Origin of the sequence: Mesorhizobium sp. M3A.F.Ca.ET.175.01.1.1 (assembly GCF_004791945.1) — a bacterium.
Lineage (GTDB): Bacteria > Pseudomonadota > Alphaproteobacteria > Rhizobiales > Rhizobiaceae > Mesorhizobium.
In genome coordinates this window covers 349163-376019 of sequence record NZ_SRTP01000002.1, presented here as the reverse complement: position 1 = coordinate 376019, position 26857 = coordinate 349163, and the positions used below count along the sequence as shown (strand labels likewise).

Here is a 26857-nt window from a genome sequence, read left to right as displayed (position 1 = left end):
GAAAACGCCTGATCAGGCGGCCGCCTTGGCCTGCCGATCGAAGAAAAGCGCCTGACTGATCAAGGCCTTGACCATGTCGGGGTTGAACGGCTTGGTGACTAGGAATGCCGGCTCGGGTCGCTCGCCGGTCAGCAGGCGCTCGGGGAAAGCGGTGATAAAGATCACCGGTATCGGCGTCGAAGAAAGGATCTCGTTGACGGCCTCGATGCCGGAACTGCCGTCGGCGAGCTGGATGTCGGCCAGGACCATCTTGGGCCGCGTCTTGCCGAACATGGCGACCGCCTCGGCATGGGTGCGCGCCGTTCCGACGACGCGATGGCCGAGACTTTCGACCATCTCCTCTATGTCCATGGCAATCAGCGGCTCGTCCTCGATGATCAGCACGTCCGTCGCGACCTGGCGCGAAATCTCATTGCTGGCCTGGGCAAGCAGCTCGGAAAACTCCTGCTCGTCGGCGTCGAGAATTTCCGCGGCCTCGTCCTCGCTGAAGCCTTCCACGGCAACCAGCAGGAAGGCCTGCCTGGGCCGCGGCGCGATGGCATTCAGATTGGCGGCAGCCCGCTGCTCCCAGGCGGTCTGTGCATGCTCCTGCGGCACGCGAATGGCCACCGAGGTGAACAGCCGGGCAAAGACCTTGTAAAGAGCGATGCGGTCGCTCGACGCCTGCGGGAAAATCTCGACATCGGCGATGATGGCTTCAAGCATCGCGGCGACCAGCGCGTCACCACTTTCCTGCGATCCGGAGACGGCCCGCGAGAAGCGGCGCAGGAACGGCAGGTGAGGCGCGATGGTTGCGGAAAGGCTCATATTGGACGTCTCCCTCAGATGACGTATTGCACTTTTACAGGCCTGGCGGATTTGCAAGTCCCGGCCAACCCAACGTGGACTTTTAGAAAAAGTTCCGATGTTTGTGGAACTAATTTAGTCGGAACACGTTTCGGGGCTTCGGGATGGGCGACCAGACGAGGGTGCCGCTTGCCTTATGTCGTATCGATTTCAGAAGCGGTTTCGGGTGCTGGGAATTAGGGCGAAATGAAAGATATGACGAAACACATCACGGCTGGCGCCGCAAACAAGCGCCGGCTCGCCAATGGCGATCCGCTTGGGCCAAACTCCGAGATCGGGCGCAAGCTCAAGCAATATTATGACGAACTGGTCTCCGATCATGTGCCGGATCGATTCGCTCAGTTGCTCAGCCAGCTGGAAAAGGCCGAACCCGCCCAGAAAAAGGACTGAAGCATGGCGGCGGTCTCCCAGAGCTTCAAGACCGAGTTGCTCGGCGCGATCCCGAGCCTGCGCGCCTTTGCGGTGTCGCTGACGCAGAACGCCGACAAGGCCGACGACCTGGTGCAGGAAACACTGGTCAAGGCGTGGGACAAGCACGAGAGCTTTCAGCCAGGCACCAATCTCAAGGCATGGCTGTTCACGATCCTGCGCAACGAATTCTATTCGCAGATGCGCAAGCGCGGTCGCGAGGTGCAGGACAGCGACGGTATTATGACCGCCAGGCTTGCCGTGCACCCAGCCCAGCACGGCCAGCTTGACCTCAAGGATTTTCGCGGCGCGCTCGAGCAACTGCCGGAGGATCAGCGCGAAGCGATCATCCTGATCGGCGCGTCCGGCTTCTCTTACGAAGAGGCGGCCGAGATCTGCGGCTGTGCCGTCGGCACGATCAAGAGCCGCGTCAGCCGCGCCCGCGCCAGGCTGCAGGAGATCCTCAAGATTTCCGGCGAGGACGAATATGGGCCCGACGCCATCTCGGCGCAGGTGACAGGCTCGAACGCCGCCTGAGCCCGGTCGACATGGCTTGCGCCCAATGTCGGCTCAGGCGGCCTCGGCGCGCCCGCAGGCCGCCGCCAGGGCGGCGATCAGATCTTCGCCGGAATAGGGTTTGCTCACCAGCCGAATCTCTGGAAAGGCCGACTTGAGATCATCCGAGTCGGAATAGCCGGACGCAAAAACGAACGGAATGCCGGCCGTGTGCAGTCGGGCGGCGAAATCGAGCGTCGACGTGCCGCCCAGCATCAGGTCGACGACAGCCGCGTCGAACCGTGCGGGCAGCTCCTGCTCGTCGATTTCGGTCAAACCGCGCGCGATCGCGACCTCGGCGGCGCCGTGGTCGCGGCACAGCTGTTCGACATCCATGGCGATCAGGAATTCATCTTCCAGGACCAGAATGCGTAGTCCGGCTAGCAATGAGGGCACGTGGCGGCGGACTCCTAAATGCAAGGTCAGCAGTGATGCTCGGTATTTGGTCTCATGTCATTTAAAAAAGACATGGCTGAGGCGAGACATCAAGGAATACGGAACCTCGGCTTGGCTGGAGCGTTTCTATGCGCCCCACAGGGAGCGATCTCCCGCGGGGCGGGAATTTCGAAGAGGGGTCGAAATGTCCAGCCAAACCGCCCGCTTCCCTTCCAGCCGCCAATATCCCTGTGAGAAGTGTCCGCTTCGGCCGCTGCCGGCCTTTCGCGAGTTCGAAAAGCAGGAACTGGCATTCGTCAGCATCTTCAAAGGAGGGGAGCTTTCAGTCGACAAGGGCGCGACAGTGCTGGTCGAAGGCAGCCATAGCGCGCACCTCTACACGGTGCTTTCCGGCTGGGCCTTCCGCTACAAGCTGCTGCCGGACGGGCGGCGGCAGATCCTCAACTATTCGATGCCAGGCGACCTGATCGGGCTGCAAGGCAGCCTGATGGGCGAGATGCAACATTCCGTCGAGGCGCTGTCGCCGATGCTGCTGTGCGTCTTCGAGCGCGAGCAATTGCACGAGCTCTACCGCAATCATCCCGGCCTTGCCTATGACATCACCTGGCTTGCATCGCGCGAGGAACGCATGCTTGACGAGAACCTGCTCAGCATCGGACGGCGCACGGCTCTCGAACGCGCCGCCTATCTTATCGCCTTCATCTCCAGCCGGGCGCGCGGCGCCGGCTTGAATGGCAAGACGCCGGTGCAGGTCCCGATCACGCAGCAGCACATCGCCGATACGCTCGGCCTGTCGCTGGTTCACACCAACAAGACGATCCGGAAACTGATCGACCGCAAGCTCATTCTGTGGCGTGATGGCGGTTGTGAGGTGGTCGATCATGAAGGGCTCAAAGGGCTCGCCCGCTGGGAAGGCTTGCGTGAACAGCGCCGGCCACTGATTTGAGCAAAGCACGAGCCGAGGGGGCGGGAACCTTGGCGCCGATCCGACGTTGAAACCGAAGCAAACGCAAGGAGTTAAGCGATGGCGACCGCCGCAGGCAGAACCTCATCAGATGCCCCCTCTAATGCCGATCTCGAAGCCGACATCCGGCAATTGCGGGCCGACATCGAAGAACTCACCAGGCAATTGGCAAAGACCGGCGAACATGGCTATGGCGCTGCACGACGTGCGGCGGCCGAAGGCGTCGAACAACTGCGCGCCCAAGGCGAAGCGGCGTTCGAAAGCGTGCGCGGCAGCGCCCAGGACCTTGAAGCGCAAATCGTGGCCAGCGTTCGCGAAAAGCCGGTGACCTCACTGGCGATAGCCGCTGGCGTCGGCTTCCTGTTCGCGCTGCTGTCCCGTCGCTAGTGCGCATGGGGACGCTGGTTTCGCTCATTACCGCCCTTGCCTCCGGCGAGGCTCTCGCGGCTCTCCAACGAGCGCGCACGACGGCAATGCTTTACGGGCTTGCCGGTGTCTTGGCTCTGTGCGGCCTCGGTTTCCTGATCGGCGCCGCTTATATCTGGTTCGCCGAGCGCTATGGCCCATTGGCGACTTCCTTCGGCTTCGGCGTGGGCTTCCTCGTCATAGCCGGGCTTATCCTGTTGTATCATCGCGTGACGGCAGGGATACGCGCGCGGCGGCGGGCGCGCCGGCGCAAGACCGACATGACGGCTGTCGGGGTGACGGCGGCGCTCGCGCTGCTCCCGGCGCTTGCCAAGAGCAAGGGCGGCCTCGGCGCCGTTCTTGCACCCGCGATAGCGCTCGTCGCCTATGCCATCTATCGCGAGAATGTGAAGCCAGGGCCAAAGGACCCAGCCGGATAGGGCGAAGAGCCGGAGATTGGGAACCTTCGGGGAAAGGGGTCGTTACCCGACCATGTCGCGCCAGGTGCGTTTCGCCGCCACGTCACATGGAGGCCAATGATGACGAAGACCGTTCCTGAGAACAAAGCCCGCCAGGCGCATTGGGGCTGGCACGCCCTGAGGATTCTCATCGCCGGACTGCTGCTGGTTTTCATCGCCTGGGGGGTGGCAGAGATTTATGGTGTCATGATCAAGCAGCCAGCCGCCGAGCAGCAGCACGTTCCGCAGCCTCCGGGTACGGAACAGGCGCCCGCTCCGAGTGGCCAAAGCCAATAGTCGTATCTTCTGGTTAGGCGGCCTTGGCCTGAATGCTGCTCCTGGGGACCAGCACATTGAGCGCGCCGGGATGGATTTCAATCACCGTCTCGCGTTCCAGCTTGACCAACTCTCCGTCCATCACCGCACGGAATTTCTTCGTCGACGAATGGATCTTGAGCACCGCCTTGTCGGCTTGGTGGATTTCGACATGTTCGCTGTCGCGCCACCGGCCTCGCAGCATGTCGAGGAAGAGTTTCGCCAGATCGCGGCGCCGCCGCGCGACGCTGACATAGATGCCGAGCACGCCGCCGGCCGGATTGTCGGCATAGGGAAGATGACCCTCGCCGAACAGATTGTTGCTGATGCCGATGCCGGTGGTTCGGGTGACGATCTCGGCGTTGCCGACGATCAGCGTGACCTTGAGGGCCGGCGGGTTCTTGATCGTCGCCCAGGCGGCGCGGACCGACGCCTGCATCTTTCCAAGGCGGGAGCCGAAATCCATTTTCTCGCGCAGTTGGACCATCCTGGCATGCATGCCGATCGAAAACTGATGCACGAAGGGCTGGCCGTTGGCGGTCGCCATGTCGACGGCCTTCACCTCGCCGTCGGCAAAGGATTTCAGGGCCGCATCCAGGGTCTGGGGAACACCGAGGCCGCGAGCAAAGAGGTTCATCGTGCCCGCCGGCAATATGGCCAGGGCCTTTTGCTTGTACATGAGAAGCGATGCCGCCGTCGAGATCGTGCCGTCGCCGCCTCCGGCAAGCACGACGTCTATGTCGGGGTTGGCGATGGCCTTTTCCAGCGCGGCAGCGACGTCGCGGCCCGCGACGATGTCCAGCTGAACCGAATGTCCGGCCGCTTCCAGCGTCTGGCGCAACTGATCCGACAGAGCAGAGAGATCGGTCGTGCGCAACGTGCCGCCGCTTTGGTTCAGCACTGCAGCAAACCGCATGCCCCGCTCCGTTTGTGTGGATCCATAGCCGAAAACGGCCTCTCAGCCGCAGGCTGAAAACGAGAGAGGCGGTTCGAAGGTTCCAGGAACGAGCCGAAACTCGCAGCCTCAGGTAGCGACGCTCTTTTTGGAACAACGCTCCGCTCACGACGTTGTGAAACTGTCAAACGATGCCGCGTCCGACCTGGTTTTCAGAGGCCGGTCAGGGTGCGGCGTGCACTAATCAGGCACGAGGAGAGACCATCATGATCCGCACTCTTTTTGCGACGACAGCGCTTGCGACGCTGCTTGCGACGGGCGCCTTTGCCCAGACGGCAACCACCGCGCCGGCTCAGCCCCCTGCCGCGGAGAACCCCGCGCCCGTTGTGCGCGCGGAGGGCGCACTGATGAGCAACATCATCGGCGAATCCGTCTATAACGGCACGGGTGACGACGCCCAGAACATCGGCAAGGTCGACGATGTCATCTTCGATGAAAGCGGCAAGGCCAAGTCGGCAATCATCGGAGTCGGCGGGTTTCTCGGCGTCGGCACGAAGGACGTGGCCTTCGACTACGGCAAGCTGGAATGGGCCGAGAAAAACGGCGACCGCTGGCTGGTGGCCAAGACAACCAAGGATGAGTTGAATGCTCAGCCGGCATTCGACCGCAAGGCCTATGATCCGGCCCCGCCGGCGCAGTCGACCGATGCGACACAGCCCGCAACCACCGAAACCGCCAAACCGGCTGAACCGGTGAAGAAAGCCGAAGGCAATCTCGCCACCAACATCATGGGTGAGTCGGTCTACAACGGCACCGCGGACGATGCCCAAAAGATCGGCGACGTGAACGACATCGTGCTGGCCAAGGACGGCAAGGCCGAATCGCTCGTCATCGGTGTCGGCGGCTTCCTCGGCATGGGCGAAAAGAACGTCACCTACGACTTTGCCAAGGCAAAGTGGGCCGAGAAGAACGGCGATCGCTGGCTGGTGGCCGAGACCACCAAGGAAGAGCTGCAGGCACAGGCGGATTTCAACCGCAAGGCCTATGATCCGGCCCCGGCGCCGGCCACCGCGGCTTCGAACAATGCTCCGGCAACGACCACCCCTGCCGTGACATCGGCCGAAACCACGACCGATAAGCAGGCCAAGCCTGCCCAGACGACGGCCGAGAACAAGCCTGCGGCTCCGGCCGCGACAACGGGTACGTCCGCCACCGACGAGACCCAGACGGCCTCGATCGACAAGTCGACCCTGACGGAGATGCCGATGGGCAATATCAGGGGCGAGGACCTGAAGGGAGCGACCGTCTACGGCGCCAATGACGCCAAGATCGGTACGATCGGCGACGTGGTGCTGACACCCGAGAACAAGCCGGACGCGGTGATCGTCGACGTCGGCGGGTTCCTCGGCATCGGCGCCAAGGAGGTCGCACTCGGTTTGGACAAGCTCAAGGTCATGACCGACAAGGACGGCAACAAGTACCTCTACACCAACTTCACCAAGGATCAGTTGCAGGCACAGACAGCCTACGACAAAGGCACCTATGCCCAGAAGCGCGACGAACAGCGCATGATCCTGAAGTAGGTGAATTAAGGCAGTAGGCAGTAGGGCAGTAGGCAAAGAAAATTCTGAACCTACTGCCCTATTGCTTTGGCCACGTGGCCGACAACGCCGGCCTCCGTCAATTCGGCAAGCGCCAGTGACTGGTCGAGGTGTTCGGCACGCCATGCCAGCAGCCGTTCGGCGAGTTCAAGCCTCACAGACAAATAGGCCGGGTCGCGGGCGACGTCGGCCAACTCGCCCGGATCCTTTGTCAGGTCGAAGAGAAGCGGCGGCAGGCCGCCACCGAAATGGACATATTTGAACTCCGCGGTGCGGATCACGCTGAGATTGCAGTGGCGTGGTCCGATGCCGAAATGACGCTCCGCTGCGCCGGCGGCGACCGAGCGGAAATCGAACTCCCAATGCGCGGCGTCGCGCCAGTCGGCAGGTTCGCTGCCGTCCAGCCAGGGCGCCAGGGACCGGCCGTCGAGGTGCGGCTCGGGTGCGGCGCCGGTCAGCTCGAGCAGGGTCGGAAAGACGTCGACGGCCTCGGTGAAGCGATCGACGGAGGTGCCAGCCGCCGCACTCCGGCGAGGATCGCGGACGATCAGCGGAATATGGTAGCTGCCGTCGAAGAAACCGCCCTTGCCCAGCATGTAATGGTCGCCCATCATCTCGGCGTGGTCGGAGGTGAGAACGATCACGGTGTCGTCCCAGGCGCCCGCCGCCCGGACCGCGTTCCAGATGCGGCCAAGCTGCGCGTCGAGTTCGGAAATCATGCCGTAATAGATGGCGCGTATGCGGCGGAAATTCTCGTCGCCCCAATCCCGGACATTGCCACCGACGCCGGGAACGAAATTCGTTCTTTTCTGCCGGCCAAGGTCGTAGGCGAGGTAGGGATGGCTCTGCGCCTCGGCCTGCCGGTCTGCGGCCCGCCAAAAAGCCGGACCTTCGGCCGGGTCATACAGGGTGTTGTAGGATTCCGGCACGATGAAGGGCGGATGCGGACTGATGAAGGAGATGTGCGCGAACCACGGCGCGCCCTGCTCCTGCTCGCCCAGCCAGCGGACGAATTCGCCGGCCAGGAAGGCGGTCGGCGTCTGATCTTTCGAATAGACGGGCGGGGCGCTGGTCACATCGGGTTCTGGATGACCGAGCGGCCGATGAATGCCTGGATAGCCGGCACTGCTGTCGATGCCCTGTGCCCGCAACCAGGAAAGCCACGGCTTCTGGTGTTCGGGCAGGAACTGCCGGACGGTGAAGCCAGGCAGCACGCCTTCGTAGGTCGTCAGCCGGGGATCGTCAGGCGCCAGCGCGCGCGGGTCCGGCGAGACGTCGGTGTAGCCGAAGAGGGTCGGGTCGTAGCCAAGCCGGCGGGCCGCAAGCGCAATGTTGTCGTGCCGCGCATCCAGCGGCGTGCCGTTGCGGCAGACGCGGTTGTTCATCTGGTAGAGACCGGTGTAGAGGCAGGCGCGCGCCGGCGAGCAGGGCGCAGCCCCGCCATAATGGCGTCGAAACAGCACGCCCTCGGCGGCGAGCGCGTCGGCGTTCGGCGTCTTCACCACCGGATGGCCGGCAACCGACAGGCAGTCGCCGCGCCACTGATCGCAGGTGATGAGGAGGACATTCGGGCGGCTGGTTCGGTTGGCCAAATCGATTCCCTCGGGAAGGTGTGCGGCTCATGGAGCCCAATTTCGCAGCCGTTGCAAGTTGCAGCCATTGGTGAATTGGTGAACATATGAAGTGCATTCGTTCACTATTGTGACACAGTGCATTCTGTGTTTGGCGGCTTTGCCACCGCCGGTGCCATCCTCATATTGGCGTGGACAGCGGCAAGGGCCGCAGCAAGGATAGGCAAGGAACACGATCATGCTCAATCAGATCAAGGGCCTGCACCACGTCACCTCCATGGCGAGCGACGCGCGCCGCAACAATGATTTTTTCACCAGGAAGCTTGGCCTGCGGCGGGTGAAGAAGACCGTCAACTTCGATGCGCCCGATGTCTACCACCTCTACTATGCCGACGAATTCGGCACGCCTGGCTCGGTGATGACCTATTTCCCGTTTCCCGACATCGGCAAGGGCCGGCACGGCGTCGGCGAGGTCGGCACCACCGTCTTTTCCGTGCCGGAAGGCACGCTCGGCTATTGGGAAAAGCGCTTTGCCGACGAAGGCGTGGGCGGTGTCTCCCGCGGCGAAAGCTTCGGCGAGCAGCGCCTCACCTTCACCGGTCCCGACGGCGACAGTTTTGCGTTGCTCGAGGACAAGGCCGACAGCCGCGCGCCCTGGGTCAAAGGCGGGGTTCCCGGCGACGAAGCGATCCGCGGCTTCCACTCGGTTGCGCTCAGGCTGAAGGACGGCGGCGCCACCGAGGAGCTGCTGAAGTTCATGGGCTATGAGGAAGTCGACAAGTCGGGCAATGTCCGGCGGCTTGCGATCCAGAACGGCAACGGCGCCGACGTCGTCGACATCGAATCGCTGCCGGGCGCCGGTTTTGCCAATCTCGGCGCCGGCTCGGTGCACCACGTCGCGTTCGCGGTCGAGGATCGCGCCAGGCAGCTCGAGGTGCGCAAGGCGCTGATCGACACGGGCTATGGCGTGACCCCGGTCATCGATCGCGACTATTTCTGGGCGATCTATTTCCGCACGCCCGGCGGGGTGCTGTTCGAGGTGTCCACCAACGAGCCGGGCTTCGACCGCGACGAGGATACCGCCCATCTCGGCGAGGCGCTGAAGCTGCCGCGGCAGCATCAGCATCTCAGGTCCTATCTGGAACAGCACCTGCAGAAGCTGGAAGACTGAAGCCATGAGCAAGGACGCCTACATCCACAAAACGCTGCCCGGGTCGCCGGGCGGCCCGCTGTTGTTCGTCTTCCACGGAACAGGAGGCGACGAGAACCAACTGCTGTCGCTCGGGCGCGAGCTGCTGGCTTCCGCGACCATTGTCTCGCCGCGCGGCGATGTGCCGGAGCATGGGGCTGCCCGCTTCTTCCGCCGCACCGGCGAGGGCGTCTACGACATGGACGATCTCGCAAGGGCGACGGCCAAGATGGGGGGCTTCGTCAGCGCGCATGTCGAGGCGACAAAGCCCACGGCGGTGTTGGGCCTGGGCTACTCCAACGGGGCCAATATCCTGGCATCGGTGGTGTTCGCCGCGCCAGGCCTGTTCGACGCGGCGGCGCTCATGCACCCGCTGATCCCGTTCGAGCCGGAAGTGAAAGGCAGCCTCGCCGGGCGCCGCATGCTGATCACGGCCGGCCGCCGCGATCCGATCTGTCCTCCCAACCTGACGTCGCGGCTGGAAGCCTATTTGCGCGCTGACGGCGCCGACGTCGCGATTGAGTGGCACGACGGCGGGCACGAGGTGCGGCCGAACGAAATCGAGGCGGCACGGCGGCTGTTTGCGCTGGCGCCGGCCGAAGGAGGCAAGGACAATGGCTGAGCAACTGCCGGAGATCGAACTCGAAGACCGCGGCTCCAAGGGGCGCTACGTGCTGCGCGGGCCGGGCCGGGCGGAGGCCGAGATGACCTTCACCAAGATCGGCGAGCATCAGCTCATCATCGACCACACCGAAGTGCCTGATGTCTTTCGCGGCCAGGGCGCCGGGCTTCGGCTCGTCACCCGCGCCGTCGAGGATGCACGCGCCGCCGGCAAGAAGATCATCCCGCTCTGCCCCTTCGCGAACGCCCAGTTCCGCCGCCATCCGGAATGGGCCGACGTGCTGAAGCAGTAGGGGCGGCATTCCCCTTCTCCCACAAGGGGGAGGAGGGGAACCGCCAGCCAGCCACAATTCCGAACACGCCTCTGGCATTTGCGCAGTCCGGCCATCTTGCCTAAGTAGACAGATCACCTGCGGCTTTCGCGCCTCCGACCTGCTACCTCAAAAGCGAATGGCCTGATGACTGAACCCGATCTCATTCCCGTTTTCGACGGGCACAACGACACGCTGCTCCGGCTGTATCAGTCGCAGGATACGGACGTCGAAAAGCTGTTCACCGACGGCACGGCGGGCGGTCATATCGATCTGCCGCGCGCCAGGAAGGGCGGCTTCGCAGGCGGCATGTTCGCGATCTTTCCGCCGCCGATCGAAAAGACCAAGCGCAGCGCCGTGCCGCCGGCGCCAAGCGACAACGAGCCGCTGCCGCCGGAACTGCCGCATGCCGAGGCGGTCACCTCCACCATCGGCATGGCCTCGATTCTGTTCCGCCTCGAGCGCGCGGGAGCCCTGACCGTGTGCCGCAAGGCCGACGATATCCGCGAGGCGATGGCGAGGGACTCGATCGCAGCGGTGTTCCACATCGAAGGCGTCGAGGCGATCGATCCCGAGCTTGCCATGCTCGACGTGCTCCATGCCGCGGGCCTGCGCTCGCTGGGCATCGTCTGGAGCCGGCCGAACGCGTTCGGCAATGGCGTGCCGTTCCGCTTCCCGTCCTCACCTGACACGGGGCCCGGCCTCACCGACGCCGGCAAGGCGCTGGTCAAGGCCTGCAACCAGCTCAGGATCATGATCGACCTTTCGCACCTCAACGAGAAGGGCTTTCGCGATGTCGCGGCGCTCAGCGAGGCGCCGCTGGTCGCGACCCACTCCAACGTGCATGCGATCTGCGGCCATTCGCGCAACCTGACCGACTGGCAGCTCGGCGCCATTCGCGAGTCGGGCGGCATGGTGGGGCTCAATTTCGCCACCGGCTTCCTTCGCGAGGACGGCCGCATGAATGCCGACACCGGGCTCGACATCATGGTCCGCCATATCGAATCGCTGCTGCAGGCGCTGGGTGAGGACGGTGTCGGCTTGGGCTCGGATTTCGACGGAGCGATGATCCCGGCCGCCATCGGCGACGTCGCCGGCCTGCCGAAGCTCATCGATGCGCTGGCCGGGCGCGGCTTCGGCCGGGCGCTGATCGAAAAGATCGCCTACCGCAATTGGCTCAGCGTGCTCGAGCGAACGATCGGCTAAGGTAATCGGCGCGCTTGGAAGCGATCGAATAGCCGGCAGATCGAGGCGGGCGAGTGAGCAGCAAAATCGAACGAACCGATGTTGCCATCGTCGGGGCCGGGTTCACCGGCCTGTCCGGCGCGCTGGAACTCAAGCGCGCCGGCATCGACTTGATAGTCCTGGAAGCCCGCGATCGTGTCGGCGGTCGTGTGGAAGCCGTGCAGGACGGGCTGGGCGAACGGATCGACACGGGCGGTCAGTTCCTTTGCCAGGACATGCCGGAACTGATGGCTTTGGCGAAAGCGCGCGGCAAGACCTTCGTCGAGACTTATGTCGAAGGCGATTTCGTCACTCATCCGTCGATGTCGATCCGACAGGCGGAGCGAACCTATCGCGAAGCCGTGGCGATGCGCGAGCGGATGAACGGGATCGAGCCGGACGACGCGGCGATCGCCGGCCTGACGGTCGCCGGCTGGCTGGAGCGCCAGAAGGGCACCGCCGATGCCAAATCAGCCTTCCGTTCGATGATCGAAGGGTTGTGGTGTCTTGCGATCGACAAGCTGCCGCTCTGGCATCTGATCGACAATGATCGCCGCATCACCAACGATGTGCCGGAGCTGCAATATTCCCTGCGAGAAACCATGCAGTCGCTCGCCGACGATCTGGCAGATGATCTCGCCGACCGGCTGCGGCTCAACCGGTCAGTCACGCGCGTCGAGCATGGCGGTGACAATGTCCGCCTTCATACGACAAGCGGCGTCCTCGAAGCGCGCCAGGTCCTTGTCGCCCTGCCGCCGGCGACGGCCGCGAAGCTCGATTTCGCGCCGGCCTTGCCCGCCAAGCTGGCTGCGGCTTTGAGCGTGTGGGAAAGCGGCGCAGTGATCAAGATCCGGGTGCGCTATGCCAGGCCGTTCTGGCGCGAGCGGCATTTGAGCGGCATGGCGATGTGGCGCGACCTGCCGGGCCTGTTTGTCTGCGATGCGAGCAGAGATGCCGAGCACGCCGCGCTCACCGTCTTCGTTGGCGGGCCGCTGGCGCTGCGCTGGCGCGCGCTTGGCAAAGCGGCGCTGCGCGCGCAAGTGACGGTCAGGCTCACCGACGCGCTCGGCCCGGATGCAGCCGACATGCTCGATTTCAATCAGCGCGATTGGACAGGTGACCGCTGGAGCGGCGGCGGCTACGGCGATCTCATCGTCGACGTGACGGCGACGGATGCAGAGCGCACGATGCTCGCCGGCGCACCGCCAGTGTATTTCGCCGCTTCGGAACTATCGCCGTCCTATCCGGGCTATGTCGAAGGCGCCATTGTCGCGGGGCGTATCGCCGCCCAGAAGATCGCGGGCGAGCTTCAATCGGCGAGGGTGACGAGAACCTCGTAACCGAGGCGGATCGACAAATCGATCCGAATGCCGGCTGCGCCCGAACTATCGGAGCGACCACCGAAACCGCCTTCCGGCGCGGCATCTCCAGGATCGTGGTCGCAGGCCCGAAATCAAGCTGCTGTGTGAGTTCGCTTACAGTGCGCGAGGCCAGGCTCGTGCATGAGCGTCGCCAAACCGGAAGCGGCGAGTGCCGGCCGGTCCGATCAGGGATCGGACGTCACGACGAAGATGCTGTTTCATTCCTGTTACACAGGCAATTGCAGTTAGCATTCGCTCGTTACCTGACGCGACTACATTCGTTTCATAAGCAAAAGAAAGATAACGAAGGGAACATCCGATGTTTGCGAAAGTCCAGACCGCCGACATGAAGCGTCGCGCCCATGGCCCGGAGCTCAATGACCGCCGGCCGAAGCTTTCCCTGCGCCAGCGCGCCAGCGACCATCCGATGGCGATGTTCATGCTGCTTGGCGCCACCGCCTTCAGCAGCATGCTGCTCGCGCCGGCCGCCGGTCCAGCTTTCGCCTCGATCAATCCGCCGGCCAATGTCGTCGAGGGTGCCTCGACCACGCTCAAGACCGCGCGCCTGCCGCAGCCGGCGATCGAGTTTGCGTGCAAAGGCCAGAACTGGGGCGCCGAAAGCGCCGAATGCCTGCGCGCCATCGCCGAACAGTCGGGCCAGCACCGGGCGCGTGCGGTGCGCATGATCGCCAACGCCGCGCCGCTCACAAATACGCCGAATATTTTCTGAGTTCTGCTGGGCTGATCCGAAACTGGTTTTGCGTCTTCGGATCACGCCCAACCTCCCCAGAGCGCGCCTCCAGCGCTCCAGTCAGGCTCCCACCGCATGTCGGTCGGGAGCCTCTTTTTTTGGCGCCAACGCGAACGATGCGGCAGCGACGGGGGACAGCCGCCATCCCGATGGCGCAGGATCAGAGATGCGCTGCGCCGTCGGCCACCGCGTCCTCCGCCACTATCGACAGGACGCCGCGTACGTCGAGCGTCGAGAACGGCTTCTCCAGGATCTGAGGTCGCTGCTGCGGCGGCAGTGCTTCGATCTCTGCCTTGGCGCCGATCAGGTCGCCGGTGACCAGCACGAACCGCCGCGCCAGCATCGGGCGTTCGACAAGCAGTTCGCGATAGATCGAAATTCCGCTGGTGCCCGGCATGCGCAGGTCGGAAAAGACGATGTCAGGCGGCATGTGCCCGTCGAGCGCTTGCGCGGCCGAACTCCAGTTCGCCACGACCCGCGACTTGACGCCCATCAGTTCGAGTATGTCGGAAAGCGAGCCGGCGACGTCGGGCTCGTCGTCGATGATCAGCGCATGGCGCAACCCGCTCGAGCGCGCCGGACCTTCGCCGGCCTTGGCGACATCGCCGACCAGCGCCGGCAATTCGACCACGAAACGCGCGCCGTGCGGCACCACCTCCTCGAACCAGATGTTGCCCTTGTGCCTTTCGACGATCGATTTGGAGATCGACAGGCCGATGCCGGTGCCGACGCCGACCGGCTTGGTGGTGAAGTAGGATTCGAAAATGCGCGAGCGAATCGCCTCCGGTATGCCCGGCCCGTTGTCTTCGACGGAGAAGCCCGGGTTGCCGCGGTCGCTGCGGAAAGTCCGCACCTTGATATGCCGTTCCCCTGCCGCCCCGGCGAGCGCGTGCTGGCTGTTGACCAGGAAGTTGGCGGCGACCTGCGTCACGTGGTCGGCATCGGCCATCGCCAGCAGCGGACCGCTGGCAAAGTCGGTATCGATGATGATGCCGCTTGAGCGCGCACCATAGGCGGTGACTTCGAGCGCGGCGCGCATCACCTGGTTGAGATCCGTTTCCGTCTGCTCGGTCGGATGCAGGCGCACCATCGACAGGAAGCTCTTGACGATGCGGCCGCAGCGCTCGGCCGCGGCACGCACCTTCTCGGCACGCACCTTGGTCTGCGGATCGCCAGCGAATTCGTGCAGCAGCGTCGACTGCGCCACCACCACGGCCAGCGGGTTGTTGAGCTCGTGCGAGACACCGGCAAGCAGCGAGCCCATGGCCGCCATCTTCTCGTTCTGGTGCAGCTTTTCGCGCTGGCGGTTGATTTCCTCCTCGGCCCTCAGCTTGTCGCGCAGGTCGCGGATCGAACCGAAGATCAGCCGGCGGTCGGCAACGCGCATCTCGGTCGCCGTCAGTTCGATCGGAAAGACCTCGCCGGCGGCGTTCTGGGTCACGGTCTCCAAGCGCTGGCCGACCATCGGCGCGCCGCGGCCGGACATATATTCGGCGCCCGATACGTAGCCTTTGCGGTAGTATATCGGAACGATGGTGTCGAGCAGGTCCTTGCCGAGGATATCGCTGCGCGGGAAGCCGAACATCTTCTCGGCTGCCGGGTTGAACTCGATGATAGAGCCCGCCTCGTCGATGACGATGATGGCGTCGAGGGAGGCCTGCAGCATAGTGCGGCGAATGACCTCGCTGGCATGCGCTTCCGATGGCGAGTGCTCGATCGCATCGCCGATGGCGAGCGCGATGATGTGCAGCGTCGCCTCTTCCTCTTCGGTCCATTCGCGCTCGGCAACGCAGTCGTTGACGGCCAGCGTGCCCCAGAGATGCCCATGCGCGAAGACCGACACGGACAGGAACGACTTGATGTTCTGCTTTTCGAAGTCGGTCCGCAGGAAACCGTCGAGATTGCGGGTGTGGCCGGCGAAGACCTTGCCTTGGCGCTCGTCCTCCTGCAGCCGTTCGAGCAGTGGATCGGAATTGATGATCGACTGCATGATCACGGTCGGCAATGCCAGCTCGCCGCCGAATGCGGGGTCGATCCAGTAGGCTGAAACCGACTGCGCAAAGCCCTGGCCGGGCAGTTCGCGCAGGCGAAACAGAATGCCGCGCTGGCAATCCATGGCGCGGCACAGCGTCTCCAGTATGCCGTCCATCTCGCGCTGCCAATCGCCGGCCTCGCGCAGCCGGCGAACGACGTGGACGGCCGCCATCGCGGCGCCCTGGCGCGAGCCTGGCATGTCTGTGCGGGCTGCCTCAGCAGTCATGTTCGGCCGTCATTCGGGGGCTCGGATGTCTGGTCGTTCAGTTGCTGTCGCCTGTCGGCAGCGAGAAAATATAGCCTTCGCCGCGAACCGTGCGCAGAAATTTCGGATTGGCCGGGTCGGCCTCGATCTTCTTCCTCAGCCGCATGATGCGGATGTCGACCGCGCGGGATGATTCGGGATCCTCGACAAAGCCGATCGCTTCGGAAATCGCCGCCCGCGTCAGCAGGCGGTTGGCGCGGGTCAGGAAGACTTCGAGCACGTCGAATTCGCTCTTGGCCATGTCGATCACCGCGCCGTTGGCGCCAGTGACGAGGCGGCCATCGAAATCGGCCTGGAAGCTGCCGAAGTTCATGAAGCGGCGGGCAGCGCCGTTGTCGGCCTTCGTCGGCTGCGGCTCGGCCAGCTGCGGAACGCGACGCAGGACGCTGCGTACCCGTGCCAGCACCTCGCGCAGCTCATAGGGCTTGACGATGTAGTCGTCGGCGCCGAGCTCCAGCCCGACGATGCGGTCGAGCGCGGTGCCGGCCGCGGTGGCGTAGATGATGCCGATCTGCGTTTTCGACCGCAGCCAGCGGCCGAGCGAAAGGCCATCCTCGCCGGGCATGGCGATGTCGAGAATGGCAAGATGGAAGGATTGCATGTCGAGCAGGGCGCGCGCCGCCGCCGCGTTCTCGGCGGTTGCCACGTGGTAGCCGCTGGCGCCAAGATACTCGGCGACCGCCTCCCGCAGGTCCGGCTCGTCCTCGACGACGATGATGCGTGCCTTCACTATGATCTCACTCCCGCTTTCAGTGGAAAGTAGATTGGGTATAAACATGATGTCCAGCACTCATCTCTAGATGTCTGTGGCGGGGTGGAAAAAATGGCCGCACGATCCGTTGTCGCGCTTGTGTCCGTTGCCGATGTGGTGGCGGGCGATCTCGCCGACCATCTGGAACGGCGCGGCCATGACGTGCGCCAGGCGCGTCAGCCTTGGGAGGCGGAGTCGCTGCTTTCGGCCGGCGGTATCGACGTCGCGGTGGTCGGCGACAGCGTGACCCAGGCGGAAGGCCGCGAGCTGCTCAAACGTTATGGCGGCGAGGGCGGCCCGGACTTCATCCTGATCTGCCGGCCAGCCGACCTGGTCGACAAGGTGCTGGCGCTCGAGCTCGGTGCCGCCGACGTCGTCGAGAGCCCGCTCAACGTGCGTGAGCTGGCGGCGCGTATCGGCGGCCTGCTGATGCGGCGCGGCAGGAATGCCGGAGAGCTGATCGTGCTGGAGAACGCCACGGTCGACCTCAGGTCGGCCATGGTCATGCATCGCTCGGGTGCCGAGGATCAGCTCTCGCCGGGGCAGGTGGCGCTGCTGCGGCTTTTCCTGGCCAGTCCGCGCAAGGTGCTGACGCGTGACGACATCATCGCCGCGGCGCCCGCCGAGAATGCCGATGCCTTCGACCGCTCGATCGATTCCCGCATCGTGCGGCTGCGCCGCAAGCTCGACACCGACACCATCACCACCATCCGCGGTGCCGGCTATCGGTTCGACCCGCCGACGCAACGCACCGACTGAGACGCAATCGGTTTTTCCCAGGTTTGTCTGCTTCAAGATCGGAGTTCCCAAAAGCCGGTTGTCACATTTGGGCCCGATGTGGGTGTTGGCGCGTCATCGGGTGCTGCAAACCGAATTTCGATGGTGGGTCCGATACCGCGGCTCAACGCACCACGAGCACCGAGGGTCCCGATGGCATCTCCGCGCTGGCGGAAAGCTCGGCATGGGCGCGATCCTTCAGGAGCACGGTGGCGAGCGCGGCAAAACCAAGCAGCCCCTGGGCGTAGAGCAGGGCGGAAAGCACGGAAGCGGCGAATTTCGTCTTCATATCAGTATCCCCAGACTTCGATTTCCGTTGTGCTTCAGGAAACTCCCGAAGCGCCCGCGCCGCTGACGGAGCCCCCCGCTGCGGCGCGGGCCTTCGGTCCTCTCGGCAGCAAGTAGCCGGAGGGGCCGCGCATCCTCATCAGCCGAAGGCCGACCCGCCAGAGGGCCTTCAGCCGGTGGATGCGCAGGCTGGAAACAATCCAGACCGTGGCGATGAACAGAGCGGTGTGCAGCGTCGAAACCTCGCCAGAATTCATGGCCCCAAGCGTCGTGACCGGGTTGCCGGCCACCGAGCCGGCGCCGCCGATAATGACCGCCGCGACACTGAGCCCGAGGAGCCAGGAGCGTAGGTTCGTTTTCCTGCCCATTTTCGTTTGCCGTCGTCTGTTCCCGTTGCGTCAAACTGTCCCGCCGGCCTGTATCCGGATCATGCCGCCAGGGCCGCGGTTTGTTGCAAATTGGTTTCGGGGCCGGCGAAACTGCTTTTATTTCAGCGCCATGCGCGCTTTCGTTTGGCCGTCTGGCCGTGTTTTCAAGCACTCAAGCTGCGTTCTCGGCCGCTGCTCGCCAGCTCGTCGCTGTTAATCATGGGAAACAGATTCGAAACAAAACCGATCATCAAACGAAATAGGCTTGAAACAAGCGGCCACGATAAAGCGATCCATCGAATTACAGCCGGTCGGACCGGCGAGAAAAAGAGAGAGGGATCGTCATGCATACCGCCATTTCAGCCAAGCTCATCAATGTGACCGCCGCCGCCCTCACCGGTGCGGCCCTTTTCCTCGGCGCCGGCAGCAACGCCCACGCCAATCAGATCGTTGCGCGGGTTTCGCTGTCGCAGCAGGTCATGCAAGTCATGGTCGACGGCCGGCCGACCTTCACCTGGAAGGTGTCGACGGGCGACAGGGCGCATGTCACGCCGACGGGATCGTTCAAGCCGACCCGCCTGCACGAGATGTGGTATTCGAAGAAGTACGACAACGCACCGATGCCGCACTCGGTGTTCTTCAGCGGCGGCTACGCAGTGCATGCGACCTATGCCGTCAAGCATCTCGGCCGGCCGGCCTCGCATGGCTGCGTGCGTCTGCATCCGGATGCCGCCGCCGACTTCTACCAGCTGGTCGAGGCCTTCGGCCCCGCCAACACCAGCATCGTCATCGTCAAGTAGCAGGCTGTGAACGGGCCGGCGGAACCGCCGTGTCCTGTTCAAGACTCCCGCTGGAAACATCCTGCGGTATCGAGCACAGCCAAAAAAGAGGCCGGAGTTTTTTTCCGGCCTCTTTTCGTTTCTTGGAGCGCGCGTTCGGGCGACGCGCTCGGATCTTTGCTTTGATGCATGTCGTTGTCCCAGAACCGCTACGCACTTCTGGGCAACGCGCATCAGCTCGGCAGCGCCGGCATCAACTTCGGGTCCGGCTTCTCGGCAAGGTGCGGCAGATCCTTGCTGGCGATGAATGTGTAGAACATGGGCACGACGAAGAGCGTGAACATGGTGCCGACCAGGATGCCGGTGAAGATGACGAGGCCCATCGAATAGCGGGCCGCGGCACCAGCGCCGCTGGAGATGATCAGCGGCACGACGCCCAGGGCCATGGCCGCCGTGGTCATCAGGATTGGCCGCAAGCGCACCTTGGCCGAGGCGATGATGGCATCGCGCCGGCGCATGCCGTGGATCTCGCGCTGCTGGTTGGCGAACTCCACCAGCAGGATGCCGTGCTTGGTGATCAGGCCGATCAGCGTGATCAGGCCGACCTGGGTATAGATGTTGAGCGTACCCAGCCCGATGTTGAGCGGCACGATGGCGCCGAAGATCGACAGCGGCACGGCCATCATGATGATCAACGGATCGCGGAAGCTCTCGAACTGGGCGGCCAGCACCAGATAGATGACGAACACGGCCGCAACGAACGCGATCAGGATGGTGTTGCCCTGCTCCTTCTCCTGCCGGGACTGGCCGGAATAGTCGATGAAGAAGCCGTCGGGCAGGTTCTCCCTGGCAATGTCCTCGAGCGCCTTCAGCCCGTCGCCGGTGGTCACGCCGGGGAGCGGCAAGGCGGAGATGGTGGCGGAGTTCAGCTGGTTGAACTGCTCGATCGCCGCCGGCGCGGCATTGGTGGAGATCTTCACCACCGCCGAGAGCGGCACCATCTGGTCGTCCACGCTACGCACGAAATATTCGCCGAGCTTCTCAGGATTGTCGCGGAACTCCTGCGGTACCTGCGGGATGATGTCGTAGCTGTTGGAGTCGCGATCAAACTGGGCCACCTCGGCGCCGCCGACCAGCAGCGTCAACGTGCGGCCGATCTCGGCGATCGGCAGGTTCAGAGCCGCGGCGCGGTCGCGGTCGATGGTGACCGTCGTCTGCGGCGCGTCGTAGGACATCGAGTTCTGCACCACGATGAAGCGGCCGGATGCCTGTGCCTTGTTCTTGATCTGCTCGGCCACCTCGTAGACTTCAGAGGCGTCGCCCGTCGAGCGCACCACCATAGAAATCGGCAGCCCGCCGCCCGAGCCGGGGAGCGTCGGCGGCGCGAAGACGAAGGCCTGGACACCTGCCACCTTGGCAAGGCGCGCGGTGATGTCGGCCTGGAGTTCTTTCGAGTTGCGCTTGCGGTCGGCCCAGTCCTTGAAGGCGAAGCCGACGAAGGCGCTGTTGGTCGCGCCGCCGAAGGCGACGGCCGAGAACTGCGCCCTGGTTTCGGGAATGTCCTTCACGAGGCCGAGCATCTGGTTGACGTAGGTCTCGGTGTAATCCGAGGTCGCGTAGCGCGGGGCAGTCACGATCGAGAGCAGGAAGCCCTGATCCTCTTCCGGCGCCAGCTCGCCGGATGTCTTGGTGAACATGAAGCCGGTGAGGGCGACGAGCGCGACGACGATGATCAGCGTCACCGGCCGGTTGCGGAGCGAGGCAGTGACAGCTCGCTCGTAGACGCGTTCGACGCGTCCGAAGGTTCCGTCGACGATGCGCTGGAAGCGGCTGTGCGAGCCCGCCTTCAGGATGCGCGCCGACATCATCGGGGTGATGGTGACGGCGATGATGCCCGAAAGCACCACCGAGCCGGCGAGCGTCATGGCGAATTCGCGGAACAGGGCGCCGGTCAGACCGCCGGTGAAGGCCAGCGGCGCGAACACGGCGGCAAGCGTAATCGTCATGGCGACGATGGCGGAGAAGATCTCGCGCATGCCGTTGAAGGCCGCCTGCATCGGCGACATGTGGTCTTCTTCCATGTGACGATGGATGTTCTCCACCACCACGATGGCATCGTCGACGACGAGGCCGATCGCCAGCACCATGGCAAGCAGCGACAACAGGTTGATCGAATAGCCGATCGAAAACAGAATGAAGCAGACACCGATCAGCGACAGCGGGATGGTCACGATCGGCATCAGCACCGAGCGGAACGAACCCAGGAACAGCAGGATGACCACCACGACGATGGCGACCGCCTCGCCGATGGTCTTGAACACCTCCTCGATCGAGGCGCTGATCTGGCCGGTCGCGTCGTAGACGACTTCGATCGTCATGCCTTTCGGCAGCGTCTCCTGAATCTGCGGCACGAGCTTGGTGACCGCGGCCGCGGTCGTCAGCGGGTTGGCCGCCGGCGTCGGGAAGATGGCAAGGAAGGTACCAGGCTTGCCGTTGAAGCTCACCCTGGTGTCGGTGCTGGCCGCGCCGAGCTCGACACGGGCGACGTCGCGCAGCCGCACCACCTGGCCATCCGTCGAACGCAGCGGAAGCGCGGCGAAGGCTTCCGGCGTCTGCAGCGTCGAGTGGACGGTGATCGAGGAAACGACATACTCGTTCTGCGTATTGCCGGGCGCCGAAAGGAAGTTGGAATTGTTGATCGCGGCCAGCACCTCGGCCGCGGTGACTCCGCGGGCGGCGAGCTTGACCGGGTCGACCCAGACACGCATCGAATATTCTTCGGCGCCGAAGATCTGGACGTCGGCCACACCTTCGACCGTCGAGATGCGCGGCCGCACGACGCGCTCGATATATTCGGTGAGCTGCTCCTTGGTCATGTTCGGATTCTGCATCGAGATGTACATCATCGCGAACTGCTGACCGGTACCCTTGACGATGACCGGATCCTTGGCGGCGTCCGGCAAGGTGCCGCGCACGCCCTGGACCTTGGACAGAACCTCGGTCAGCGCAACGTCCGGGTTGGAGCCGAGCTTCATCTGCACAGTCACGGTGCTCGCGGACGGACGGCTGGAGGAGGTGACGTAGTCGATGTTCTCGGTCGAGGCGACGGCGCGCGCGATCGGGGCCGAGATGAAACCCTGGATGAGGTCGGCACTGGCGCCGGGATAGGCCGTGGTGATGGTGATCGCCGTCTCGTCGACCTTGGGATACTGCCGGATCGACAGGTTGAAGATGCCCTGGAAGCCCAGGAGCAGGATCATGCAGGCGAGCACCGTCGAGAGGACGGGCCGGCGAATGAAGATGTCGGAGAAGCTCATTGCTGCGCCTGCTTGTTTGCCGATTTGCTCGGATCGATGGTGTTGTCGACGGCGACCGGCATGCCGTTGAACAGGCGGTTCTGGCCGGCGGTCACCACTTCGTCTCCGGCCTTCAGGCCATCGACGATCTCGACCATGCCTTCGTTGCGGCGGCCGGGCTTTACGAACACCTGCGACAGGACGAGCGCGGGCTTCTGTGCGTCGGCCGCCGGCTTGCTCGCATCGACGGCCGGCTTGGCAGCGGACTTTGCCGGGTCGGCAGGGGGGGTGGTCGCCCCGGCTGCAGGCTTCGCGGCATCGGACTGCGCCTTGTCGGCGCTCGCCGCCGGCTTGTCGGCGGCTGCCTTCCGCTCGTCGGGCTTCGCTGCCGGGGCGGCGCCTGCGTCCGCGGGCTTGGCAGGTACGACCACGAAGACATAGTCACCATAAAGGCTGGACGTCAGAGCCGTCTGCGGCAGCGACAGGACATTGTTCTCCTCCGGCAATTCGACGCGAACCTGAACGAACTGACCGGGCGTCAGCTTGCCCTCCGGATTGGCGACTTCGGCCCGGATCGCCACGAGCCGGCTGGTCGGATCGATCTTGGGATTGATGCCGCGGATGGCGCCGGCGAACGGCATTTCGCCACCACCGGTGCCCAAGCGGACGGTCTGCCCGATCTTCAGCAGCGGCAGCTGCTGTTCGGGAACCGAGAAGTCGACGCGCATCGTATCCAGGTCCTGCAGCGTCACCACCGAATTACCGGGCGCCAGATACTGGCCGATATCGATTTTCGGGATGCCCACGGTGCCGGTGAAGGGCGCGGCCAGTTGCTTCTGGTCGAGCACCGCCTGCAGCTTGTTGACCTGCGCCGCGGAGGCGGTCGCCGCCGCGCGCGCGGCGTCGAGGGTTGCATCGGTGCCGACGCCGCGTCGCTGCAATTCGAGCGCGCGGGTCAAGGCCGCCTGGTCGGAGGCGGCCTGGGCCTTTTGCGCAACCAGGTCGGCGCGCTCGACGGCGTCGTCGAGCTGCAACAGCACAGCGTCGGCGGCGACCTTCTGGTTGGCATGAAAGCGGATCTCCTTGACGATGCCGCTGGTTTCGACCGTGAGATCGACGCCGCGCACGGCACTCACGGTGCCGATCGCCTCGACGCCCGGCGTCCAGTCGGAAGGCTTCACGACAACGGTCGAGACAGTCGCGGCCGGCGGCTTCATGGCGGCGAAGAACTGCTTGATGCCCTTGTCGCGCATGATGTTGAAGCCAACGATGCCGCCACACACCAAAACGAGCAGCAGCAGTATTGCGGTGATGATGGTGAAGCGCTTCACGGGTAAGTCCCCTCGAGCCGGAACCCCGGCATGACAGTCGGCAGCGGGACACTTGTCGACGACAGGTCCCCATCTCAAATAATTGGCGCTTTACTGTACCGTCTGGACGGTCTTGTCAATTCGGCGCATGCTCATGTATGGAAGAGTTGATGAAAGCACGCAGGGCAAATTCGCGCGACAGGATACTGGCCGCCGCCGCCGATGTGGCGCGCGAGGCGGGTCCGGGAAGCCTGTCGCTCGATGCCGTCGCCAGCCGGGCTGGCGTCTCCAAGGGCGGCCTGCTTTATAATTTTCCGACCAAAGCCAAGCTGATGCAGGGCTTGGTGGAAAACTACCTCAGCGCCTTCGAAGAGGCCCTGGAAGCGCGCGTCGCCGGGGCTGGGCAAGAAAGCGCGCTATCGGCCTATATCAAGCTCTCGGCCGACGATTGCGAGGAGCCGAAGCCGTCGGCTTCGTGGATGTTTTCCGCAATTGCGGAGGACCCCGATTTCCTGACGCCGATAAAGTCGTTCAAGCGGCAGCTGTTCGAGCGGCTGAAGGGCGAGACGAAGGATGTCGGATCGCTGCTCGTCTGTTTCCTCGCCATCGAGGGAATGCGCAGCATGAATCTGTTCGATTTCGATGTGCTGTCGAAGGATGAGCGCCAGCTCTTGATCGAATCGCTGCTCAAGATCGCTGGTTGAAAACCGACGAGGCTGGCTTGCCGCCTGTCCAGATCGGCTGAAAGGGAAGGCGCCGAAGGCAACGCTTTTCTTGACAATCGGCGGCGGGCGATCCAGCATTCGGGCAAGGGGTTCCCGCGACGACCCCGTGAGGCGTCAGCCCAACGATCGCGTCCAAACTCTCTTCGTTCAGGAGGTGGACGCCATGCCATCAACGACCGCAATCACCGTTCAGCAGCTTTCCCGTCTCGTCGGGCTGCCGGATGCTCCAATTCTCATCGACGTCCGCACCGATGAAGACTACCAGGCCGATCCGCGCCTGCTGCCGGCTTCTTACCGGCGCGATTTCAAAACCGTCTCGACCTGGGCGGCCGAGTTTTCTGCATCAAAGGTCGTCGTCATCTGCCATAGGGGGCAGAAGCTCTCGCAGGGCGTTGCCGCATGGCTACGCCACGAAGGCATTCCGGCGGAATCGCTCGAAGGCGGTTTCGAGGCCTGGGCTGCCGCCAAGGCACCGTTGGTCTCCGCCAGCGCGATCCCGCCGCGCGACGAGCAGGGACGCACCGTATGGGTCACCCGTTCCCGGCCGAAGGTCGATCGCGTTGCCTGTCCCTGGCTGATCCGCCGTTTCGTCGATCCCGATGCGGTGTTCCTGTTCGTCGATCCGGCCGAGGTGCCCCTGGTGGCCGATCGCTTCGCCGCGGTTGCCTTCGACATCGAAGGCGTGTTCTGGAGCCATCGCGGCGAGCGCTGCACCTTCGACACGATGATCGAGGAATTCGGCCTGCGCATCGAGGCGCTCGATCGCCTGGCACTGATCGTGCGCGGGGCTGACACGGCGCGGCTCGACCTCGTGCCGCAGGCGGCCGGTTTTCTCGCCGCCTCGCTCGGCCTGTCGCGCATGTTCCGCGACGACCTCGAGCAGCTCGAAGCCGGCATGCTTCTTTACGACGCCTTCTTCCGCTGGTGCCGCGATGCCACCGAGGAGACGCATAACTGGCCGGCCGGAGGCAAAGCGCAATGACCGTCCTTGCCAAAGACGGCACCGCGCGGCCAGCCGAGATTCCCGCTGTGCCGACCTTCCGCGAAGCGACGCGGCTTTGGGCCAAGATTGGTGTCCTGTCCTTCGGCGGCCCGGCCGGGCAGATCGCGCTGATGCACAAGGAACTGGTCGAGGAGCGCCGCTGGATCGGCGAGGAGCGTTTTCTGCACGCGCTCAACTACTGCATGCTGTTGCCGGGGCCGGAGGCGCAGCAGCTCGCCGTCTATGTCGGCTGGCTGCTGCACCGGACGGCCGGCGGCCTGGTTGCCGGCACATTGTTCGTGCTGCCGGGCGCGCTGGTCATGCTCGGCCTCAGCAGCTTCTACATGCTCTACAACGATGCACCTGTCATCGAAGCGCTGTTCTTCGGCGTCAAGGCTGCGGTGCTTGCCGTCGTCGTCGAAGCCGTCATCCGCATCGGCAGGCGAGCGCTCAAGAACCGGATGATGGTGGCGATCGCGGTGATGGCTTTCTTAGCCATCTATGTGGCGAGGCTGCCGTTTCCGCTGATCGTCCTTGCGGCAGGGCTGATCGGCTGGATCGGCAGCCGTTATGCGCCGGGGCTGTTTTCAGGCTCGGCGCACGGCAAAGGCGGCGCCGCAGCCGATACGCGTGGCGTGGTCGACCTGATGTTCGAACGCGGTGAACTCGGCCACACCAGGCCGACCCGATGGCACGCGGCCCGCATCATCGCCATCTGGCTGCCGCTCTGGCTCGGACCTGTGGCGCTCATCGCCGCGCTGGCGGGGCCGGGCAGCGTGTGGGCGCAGATAGGCGGATTCTTCAGCCTGATGGCGGTCGTCACCTTCGGCGGCGCCTATGCGGTCCTCGCCTATGTCGCGCAGGCGGCGGTGAACTCCTTCGGCTGGCTGTCGCCGGGAGAAATGGTAGACGGGCTGGGGCTCGCCGAGACGACGCCAGGCCCGCTCATCCTCGTGCTGCAGTTCGTCGGTTTTGCCGCCGCCTATCGCCACGGAAGCGCCATCAGCCCGCTTCTGGCCGGCTCGCTCGGAGCGCTGCTGACGCTCTGGGCCACCTTCGTGCCCTGCTTCTTCTGGATCTTTCTCGGCGCCCCCTACATCGAGCAGCTGCGGCAGAACAAGGCGCTGTCGGCGGCGCTCGGCGCCATCACGGCCGCGGTGGTCGGCGTGGTGATGAATCTTGCGCTGTGGTTCGCGCTGCATGTCGTCTTCGCTCATGTCCAGAGCGTCGCTTGGGGCGTCGAGGTTCCCGTCCTCTCCTCTCTCGACTGGCGCGCGGCACTGCTTTCTATCGCTGCGATGATTGCCATGTTGAGACTGAAAGCCGGTATGTTGCCGACGCTTCTCGGATCGGCGCTGCTGGGGCTTGCCCTCCAGGCATTGTGATTTTTTTCTGCACGTCTGCAAACGTG

28 protein-coding genes are annotated in these 26857 nt (G+C 64.2%); 18 read left to right on the top strand and 10 right to left on the bottom strand.

Features of this window, described 5'->3' with window-relative positions; genetic code table 11:
* Positions 1-12 precede the first annotated feature (12 nt).
* Entirely contained in the window at positions 13-807 is a 795-nt protein-coding gene (locus EN818_RS06445; RefSeq protein ID WP_095804583.1) for a response regulator, read from the bottom strand.
* Between the two features lie 225 nt (positions 808-1032).
* On the opposite strand from EN818_RS06445, the gene EN818_RS06440 reads away from it, so the two are divergent.
* Complete coding sequence (locus EN818_RS06440) at positions 1033-1236, top strand: NepR family anti-sigma factor (protein WP_095804582.1); 204 nt, start codon at positions 1033-1035, stop codon at positions 1234-1236.
* Positions 1237-1239: 3 nt separating this feature from the next.
* On the top strand, positions 1240-1791 hold the full coding sequence (locus EN818_RS06435; protein WP_095804581.1) for an RNA polymerase sigma factor: 552 nt from the start codon (positions 1240-1242) through the stop codon (positions 1789-1791).
* Between the two features lie 33 nt (positions 1792-1824).
* Here the strand turns inward: EN818_RS06435 and EN818_RS06430 are convergent, their stop codons facing one another.
* On the bottom strand, positions 1825-2145 hold the full coding sequence (locus tag EN818_RS06430; RefSeq protein WP_165349985.1) for a response regulator: 321 nt from the start codon (positions 2143-2145) through the stop codon (positions 1825-1827).
* A gap of 244 nt (positions 2146-2389) precedes the next feature.
* On the opposite strand from EN818_RS06430, the gene EN818_RS06425 reads away from it, so the two are divergent.
* From EN818_RS06425 to EN818_RS06410, 4 genes are all read left to right on the top strand, one after another.
* On the top strand, positions 2390-3151 hold the full coding sequence (locus EN818_RS06425) for a Crp/Fnr family transcriptional regulator (protein ID WP_095804579.1): 762 nt from the start codon (positions 2390-2392) through the stop codon (positions 3149-3151).
* 78 nt (positions 3152-3229) lie between these two features.
* Positions 3230-3556 carry a DUF883 family protein gene (locus EN818_RS06420; protein ID WP_095804578.1) on the top strand — a complete coding sequence of 109 codons (327 nt, stop codon included), beginning with the start codon at positions 3230-3232 and terminating at the stop codon, positions 3554-3556.
* Positions 3557-3561: 5 nt separating this feature from the next.
* Complete coding sequence (locus EN818_RS06415) at positions 3562-4014, top strand: phage holin family protein (RefSeq protein WP_095804577.1); 453 nt, start codon at positions 3562-3564, stop codon at positions 4012-4014.
* A gap of 96 nt (positions 4015-4110) precedes the next feature.
* Entirely contained in the window at positions 4111-4329 is a 219-nt protein-coding gene (locus EN818_RS06410) for a hypothetical protein (RefSeq protein WP_348631403.1), read from the top strand.
* 13 nt (positions 4330-4342) lie between these two features.
* On the opposite strand, the gene EN818_RS06405 is transcribed toward EN818_RS06410, so the two are convergent.
* A complete protein-coding gene (locus EN818_RS06405) occupies positions 4343-5263 on the bottom strand; it encodes a diacylglycerol kinase family protein (protein WP_135904135.1) in 921 nt (306 codons plus the stop codon).
* A 245-nt stretch (positions 5264-5508) separates the two neighbouring features.
* Here EN818_RS06405 and EN818_RS06400 point away from each other — a divergent pair, with 245 nt between their 5' ends.
* Positions 5509-6825, top strand: coding sequence for a PRC-barrel domain-containing protein (locus tag EN818_RS06400; RefSeq protein ID WP_095804575.1), 1317 nt, complete (start codon positions 5509-5511; stop codon positions 6823-6825).
* A 50-nt stretch (positions 6826-6875) separates the two neighbouring features.
* Here EN818_RS06400 and EN818_RS06395 read toward each other — a convergent pair whose 3' ends face one another.
* Positions 6876-8435, bottom strand: coding sequence for an alkaline phosphatase family protein (locus EN818_RS06395; protein WP_095804574.1), 1560 nt, complete (start codon positions 8433-8435; stop codon positions 6876-6878).
* Between the two features lie 217 nt (positions 8436-8652).
* Between EN818_RS06395 and EN818_RS06390 the strand changes: the two genes are divergently transcribed.
* From EN818_RS06390 to EN818_RS06365, 6 genes are all read left to right on the top strand, one after another.
* The gene (locus EN818_RS06390) at positions 8653-9585 is read left to right on the top strand and encodes a VOC family protein (RefSeq protein WP_095804573.1); all 933 of its coding nucleotides are present in this window, start codon (positions 8653-8655) and stop codon (positions 9583-9585) included.
* A gap of 4 nt (positions 9586-9589) precedes the next feature.
* Positions 9590-10225: an alpha/beta hydrolase gene (locus tag EN818_RS06385; protein WP_095804572.1), complete on the top strand. Its 636-nt coding sequence runs from the start codon at positions 9590-9592 to the stop codon at positions 10223-10225.
* Complete coding sequence (locus EN818_RS06380) at positions 10218-10517, top strand: GNAT family N-acetyltransferase (protein WP_095804571.1); 300 nt, start codon at positions 10218-10220, stop codon at positions 10515-10517. The genes EN818_RS06385 and EN818_RS06380 overlap by 8 nt, the downstream gene beginning before the upstream one ends.
* A 165-nt stretch (positions 10518-10682) precedes the next feature.
* On the top strand, positions 10683-11741 hold the full coding sequence (locus EN818_RS06375; RefSeq protein WP_095804570.1) for a dipeptidase: 1059 nt from the start codon (positions 10683-10685) through the stop codon (positions 11739-11741).
* Between the two features lie 53 nt (positions 11742-11794).
* Positions 11795-13099, top strand: a complete 1305-nt coding sequence (locus EN818_RS06370) for a flavin monoamine oxidase family protein (protein ID WP_095804569.1) — start codon at positions 11795-11797, stop codon at positions 13097-13099.
* Between the two features lie 340 nt (positions 13100-13439).
* Positions 13440-13850, top strand: coding sequence for a hypothetical protein (locus EN818_RS06365; RefSeq protein ID WP_095804568.1), 411 nt, complete (start codon positions 13440-13442; stop codon positions 13848-13850).
* A 181-nt stretch (positions 13851-14031) separates the two neighbouring features.
* On the opposite strand, the gene EN818_RS06360 is transcribed toward EN818_RS06365, so the two are convergent.
* Positions 14032-16131: a sensor histidine kinase gene (locus tag EN818_RS06360; protein ID WP_189523769.1), complete on the bottom strand. Its 2100-nt coding sequence runs from the start codon at positions 16129-16131 to the stop codon at positions 14032-14034.
* A gap of 37 nt (positions 16132-16168) precedes the next feature.
* The gene (locus tag EN818_RS06355) at positions 16169-16900 is read right to left on the bottom strand and encodes a response regulator transcription factor (protein WP_245518798.1); all 732 of its coding nucleotides are present in this window, start codon (positions 16898-16900) and stop codon (positions 16169-16171) included.
* Positions 16901-16993: 93 nt separating this feature from the next.
* Between EN818_RS06355 and EN818_RS06350 the strand changes: the two genes are divergently transcribed.
* On the top strand, positions 16994-17680 hold the full coding sequence (locus EN818_RS06350) for a response regulator transcription factor (protein WP_095804566.1): 687 nt from the start codon (positions 16994-16996) through the stop codon (positions 17678-17680).
* Between the two features lie 142 nt (positions 17681-17822).
* On the opposite strand, the gene EN818_RS06345 is transcribed toward EN818_RS06350, so the two are convergent.
* The gene (locus tag EN818_RS06345) at positions 17823-17987 is read right to left on the bottom strand and encodes a hypothetical protein (protein ID WP_095804565.1); all 165 of its coding nucleotides are present in this window, start codon (positions 17985-17987) and stop codon (positions 17823-17825) included.
* Between the two features lie 34 nt (positions 17988-18021).
* Positions 18022-18354: a hypothetical protein gene (locus EN818_RS06340; protein ID WP_095804564.1), complete on the bottom strand. Its 333-nt coding sequence runs from the start codon at positions 18352-18354 to the stop codon at positions 18022-18024.
* Positions 18355-18698: 344 nt separating this feature from the next.
* On the opposite strand from EN818_RS06340, the gene EN818_RS06335 reads away from it, so the two are divergent.
* A complete protein-coding gene (locus EN818_RS06335; RefSeq protein WP_095804563.1) occupies positions 18699-19154 on the top strand; it encodes a L,D-transpeptidase in 456 nt (151 codons plus the stop codon).
* Between the two features lie 212 nt (positions 19155-19366).
* On the opposite strand, the gene EN818_RS06330 is transcribed toward EN818_RS06335, so the two are convergent.
* Together EN818_RS06330 and EN818_RS06325 are read right to left on the bottom strand one after the other, a co-directional pair.
* The gene (locus tag EN818_RS06330) at positions 19367-22450 is read right to left on the bottom strand and encodes an efflux RND transporter permease subunit (protein ID WP_095804562.1); all 3084 of its coding nucleotides are present in this window, start codon (positions 22448-22450) and stop codon (positions 19367-19369) included.
* Positions 22447-23760 carry an efflux RND transporter periplasmic adaptor subunit gene (locus EN818_RS06325; RefSeq protein ID WP_095804561.1) on the bottom strand — a complete coding sequence of 438 codons (1314 nt, stop codon included), beginning with the start codon at positions 23758-23760 and terminating at the stop codon, positions 22447-22449. The genes EN818_RS06330 and EN818_RS06325 overlap by 4 nt, the downstream gene beginning before the upstream one ends.
* Before the next feature lie 149 nt (positions 23761-23909).
* Between EN818_RS06325 and EN818_RS06320 the strand changes: the two genes are divergently transcribed.
* From EN818_RS06320 to chrA, 3 genes are all read left to right on the top strand, one after another.
* Positions 23910-24443, top strand: coding sequence for a TetR family transcriptional regulator (locus EN818_RS06320; RefSeq protein ID WP_095804931.1), 534 nt, complete (start codon positions 23910-23912; stop codon positions 24441-24443).
* A gap of 184 nt (positions 24444-24627) precedes the next feature.
* Positions 24628-25446 carry a chromate resistance protein ChrB domain-containing protein gene (locus tag EN818_RS06315; RefSeq protein ID WP_095804560.1) on the top strand — a complete coding sequence of 273 codons (819 nt, stop codon included), beginning with the start codon at positions 24628-24630 and terminating at the stop codon, positions 25444-25446.
* A complete protein-coding gene (gene chrA / locus EN818_RS06310; RefSeq protein WP_095804559.1) occupies positions 25443-26831 on the top strand; it encodes a chromate efflux transporter in 1389 nt (462 codons plus the stop codon). Before EN818_RS06315 ends, chrA begins: the two co-directional genes overlap by 4 nt.
* The last annotated feature ends 26 nt before the right edge of the window (positions 26832-26857 follow it).

What these genes read in the sequence shown, in the direction of transcription:
- EN818_RS06445 (WP_095804583.1), bottom strand. Translation starts at nt 807, where the DNA reads ATGAGCCTTTCCGCAACCATCGCGCCTCACCTGCCGTTCCTGCGCCGC.
- EN818_RS06440 (WP_095804582.1), top strand. Translation starts at nt 1,033, where the DNA reads ATGAAAGATATGACGAAACACATCACGGCTGGCGCCGCAAACAAGCGC.
- EN818_RS06435 (WP_095804581.1), top strand. Translation starts at nt 1,240, where the DNA reads ATGGCGGCGGTCTCCCAGAGCTTCAAGACCGAGTTGCTCGGCGCGATC.
- EN818_RS06430 (WP_165349985.1), bottom strand. Translation starts at nt 2,145, where the DNA reads ATGGATGTCGAACAGCTGTGCCGCGACCACGGCGCCGCCGAGGTCGCG.
- EN818_RS06425 (WP_095804579.1), top strand. Translation starts at nt 2,390, where the DNA reads ATGTCCAGCCAAACCGCCCGCTTCCCTTCCAGCCGCCAATATCCCTGT.
- EN818_RS06420 (WP_095804578.1), top strand. Translation starts at nt 3,230, where the DNA reads ATGGCGACCGCCGCAGGCAGAACCTCATCAGATGCCCCCTCTAATGCC.
- EN818_RS06415 (WP_095804577.1), top strand. Translation starts at nt 3,562, where the DNA reads ATGGGGACGCTGGTTTCGCTCATTACCGCCCTTGCCTCCGGCGAGGCT.
- EN818_RS06410 (WP_348631403.1), top strand. Translation starts at nt 4,111, where the DNA reads ATGATGACGAAGACCGTTCCTGAGAACAAAGCCCGCCAGGCGCATTGG.
- EN818_RS06405 (WP_135904135.1), bottom strand. Translation starts at nt 5,263, where the DNA reads ATGCGGTTTGCTGCAGTGCTGAACCAAAGCGGCGGCACGTTGCGCACG.
- EN818_RS06400 (WP_095804575.1), top strand. Translation starts at nt 5,509, where the DNA reads ATGATCCGCACTCTTTTTGCGACGACAGCGCTTGCGACGCTGCTTGCG.
- EN818_RS06390 (WP_095804573.1), top strand. Translation starts at nt 8,653, where the DNA reads ATGCTCAATCAGATCAAGGGCCTGCACCACGTCACCTCCATGGCGAGC.
- EN818_RS06385 (WP_095804572.1), top strand. Translation starts at nt 9,590, where the DNA reads ATGAGCAAGGACGCCTACATCCACAAAACGCTGCCCGGGTCGCCGGGC.
- EN818_RS06380 (WP_095804571.1), top strand. Translation starts at nt 10,218, where the DNA reads ATGGCTGAGCAACTGCCGGAGATCGAACTCGAAGACCGCGGCTCCAAG.
- EN818_RS06375 (WP_095804570.1), top strand. Translation starts at nt 10,683, where the DNA reads ATGACTGAACCCGATCTCATTCCCGTTTTCGACGGGCACAACGACACG.
- EN818_RS06365 (WP_095804568.1), top strand. Translation starts at nt 13,440, where the DNA reads ATGTTTGCGAAAGTCCAGACCGCCGACATGAAGCGTCGCGCCCATGGC.
- EN818_RS06360 (WP_189523769.1), bottom strand. Translation starts at nt 16,131, where the DNA reads ATGACTGCTGAGGCAGCCCGCACAGACATGCCAGGCTCGCGCCAGGGC.
- EN818_RS06350 (WP_095804566.1), top strand. Translation starts at nt 16,994, where the DNA reads ATGGCCGCACGATCCGTTGTCGCGCTTGTGTCCGTTGCCGATGTGGTG.
- EN818_RS06345 (WP_095804565.1), bottom strand. Translation starts at nt 17,987, where the DNA reads ATGAAGACGAAATTCGCCGCTTCCGTGCTTTCCGCCCTGCTCTACGCC.
- EN818_RS06340 (WP_095804564.1), bottom strand. Translation starts at nt 18,354, where the DNA reads ATGGGCAGGAAAACGAACCTACGCTCCTGGCTCCTCGGGCTCAGTGTC.
- EN818_RS06335 (WP_095804563.1), top strand. Translation starts at nt 18,699, where the DNA reads ATGCATACCGCCATTTCAGCCAAGCTCATCAATGTGACCGCCGCCGCC.
- EN818_RS06330 (WP_095804562.1), bottom strand. Translation starts at nt 22,450, where the DNA reads ATGAGCTTCTCCGACATCTTCATTCGCCGGCCCGTCCTCTCGACGGTG.
- EN818_RS06320 (WP_095804931.1), top strand. Translation starts at nt 23,910, where the DNA reads ATGAAAGCACGCAGGGCAAATTCGCGCGACAGGATACTGGCCGCCGCC.
- EN818_RS06315 (WP_095804560.1), top strand. Translation starts at nt 24,628, where the DNA reads ATGCCATCAACGACCGCAATCACCGTTCAGCAGCTTTCCCGTCTCGTC.
- chrA (WP_095804559.1), top strand. Translation starts at nt 25,443, where the DNA reads ATGACCGTCCTTGCCAAAGACGGCACCGCGCGGCCAGCCGAGATTCCC.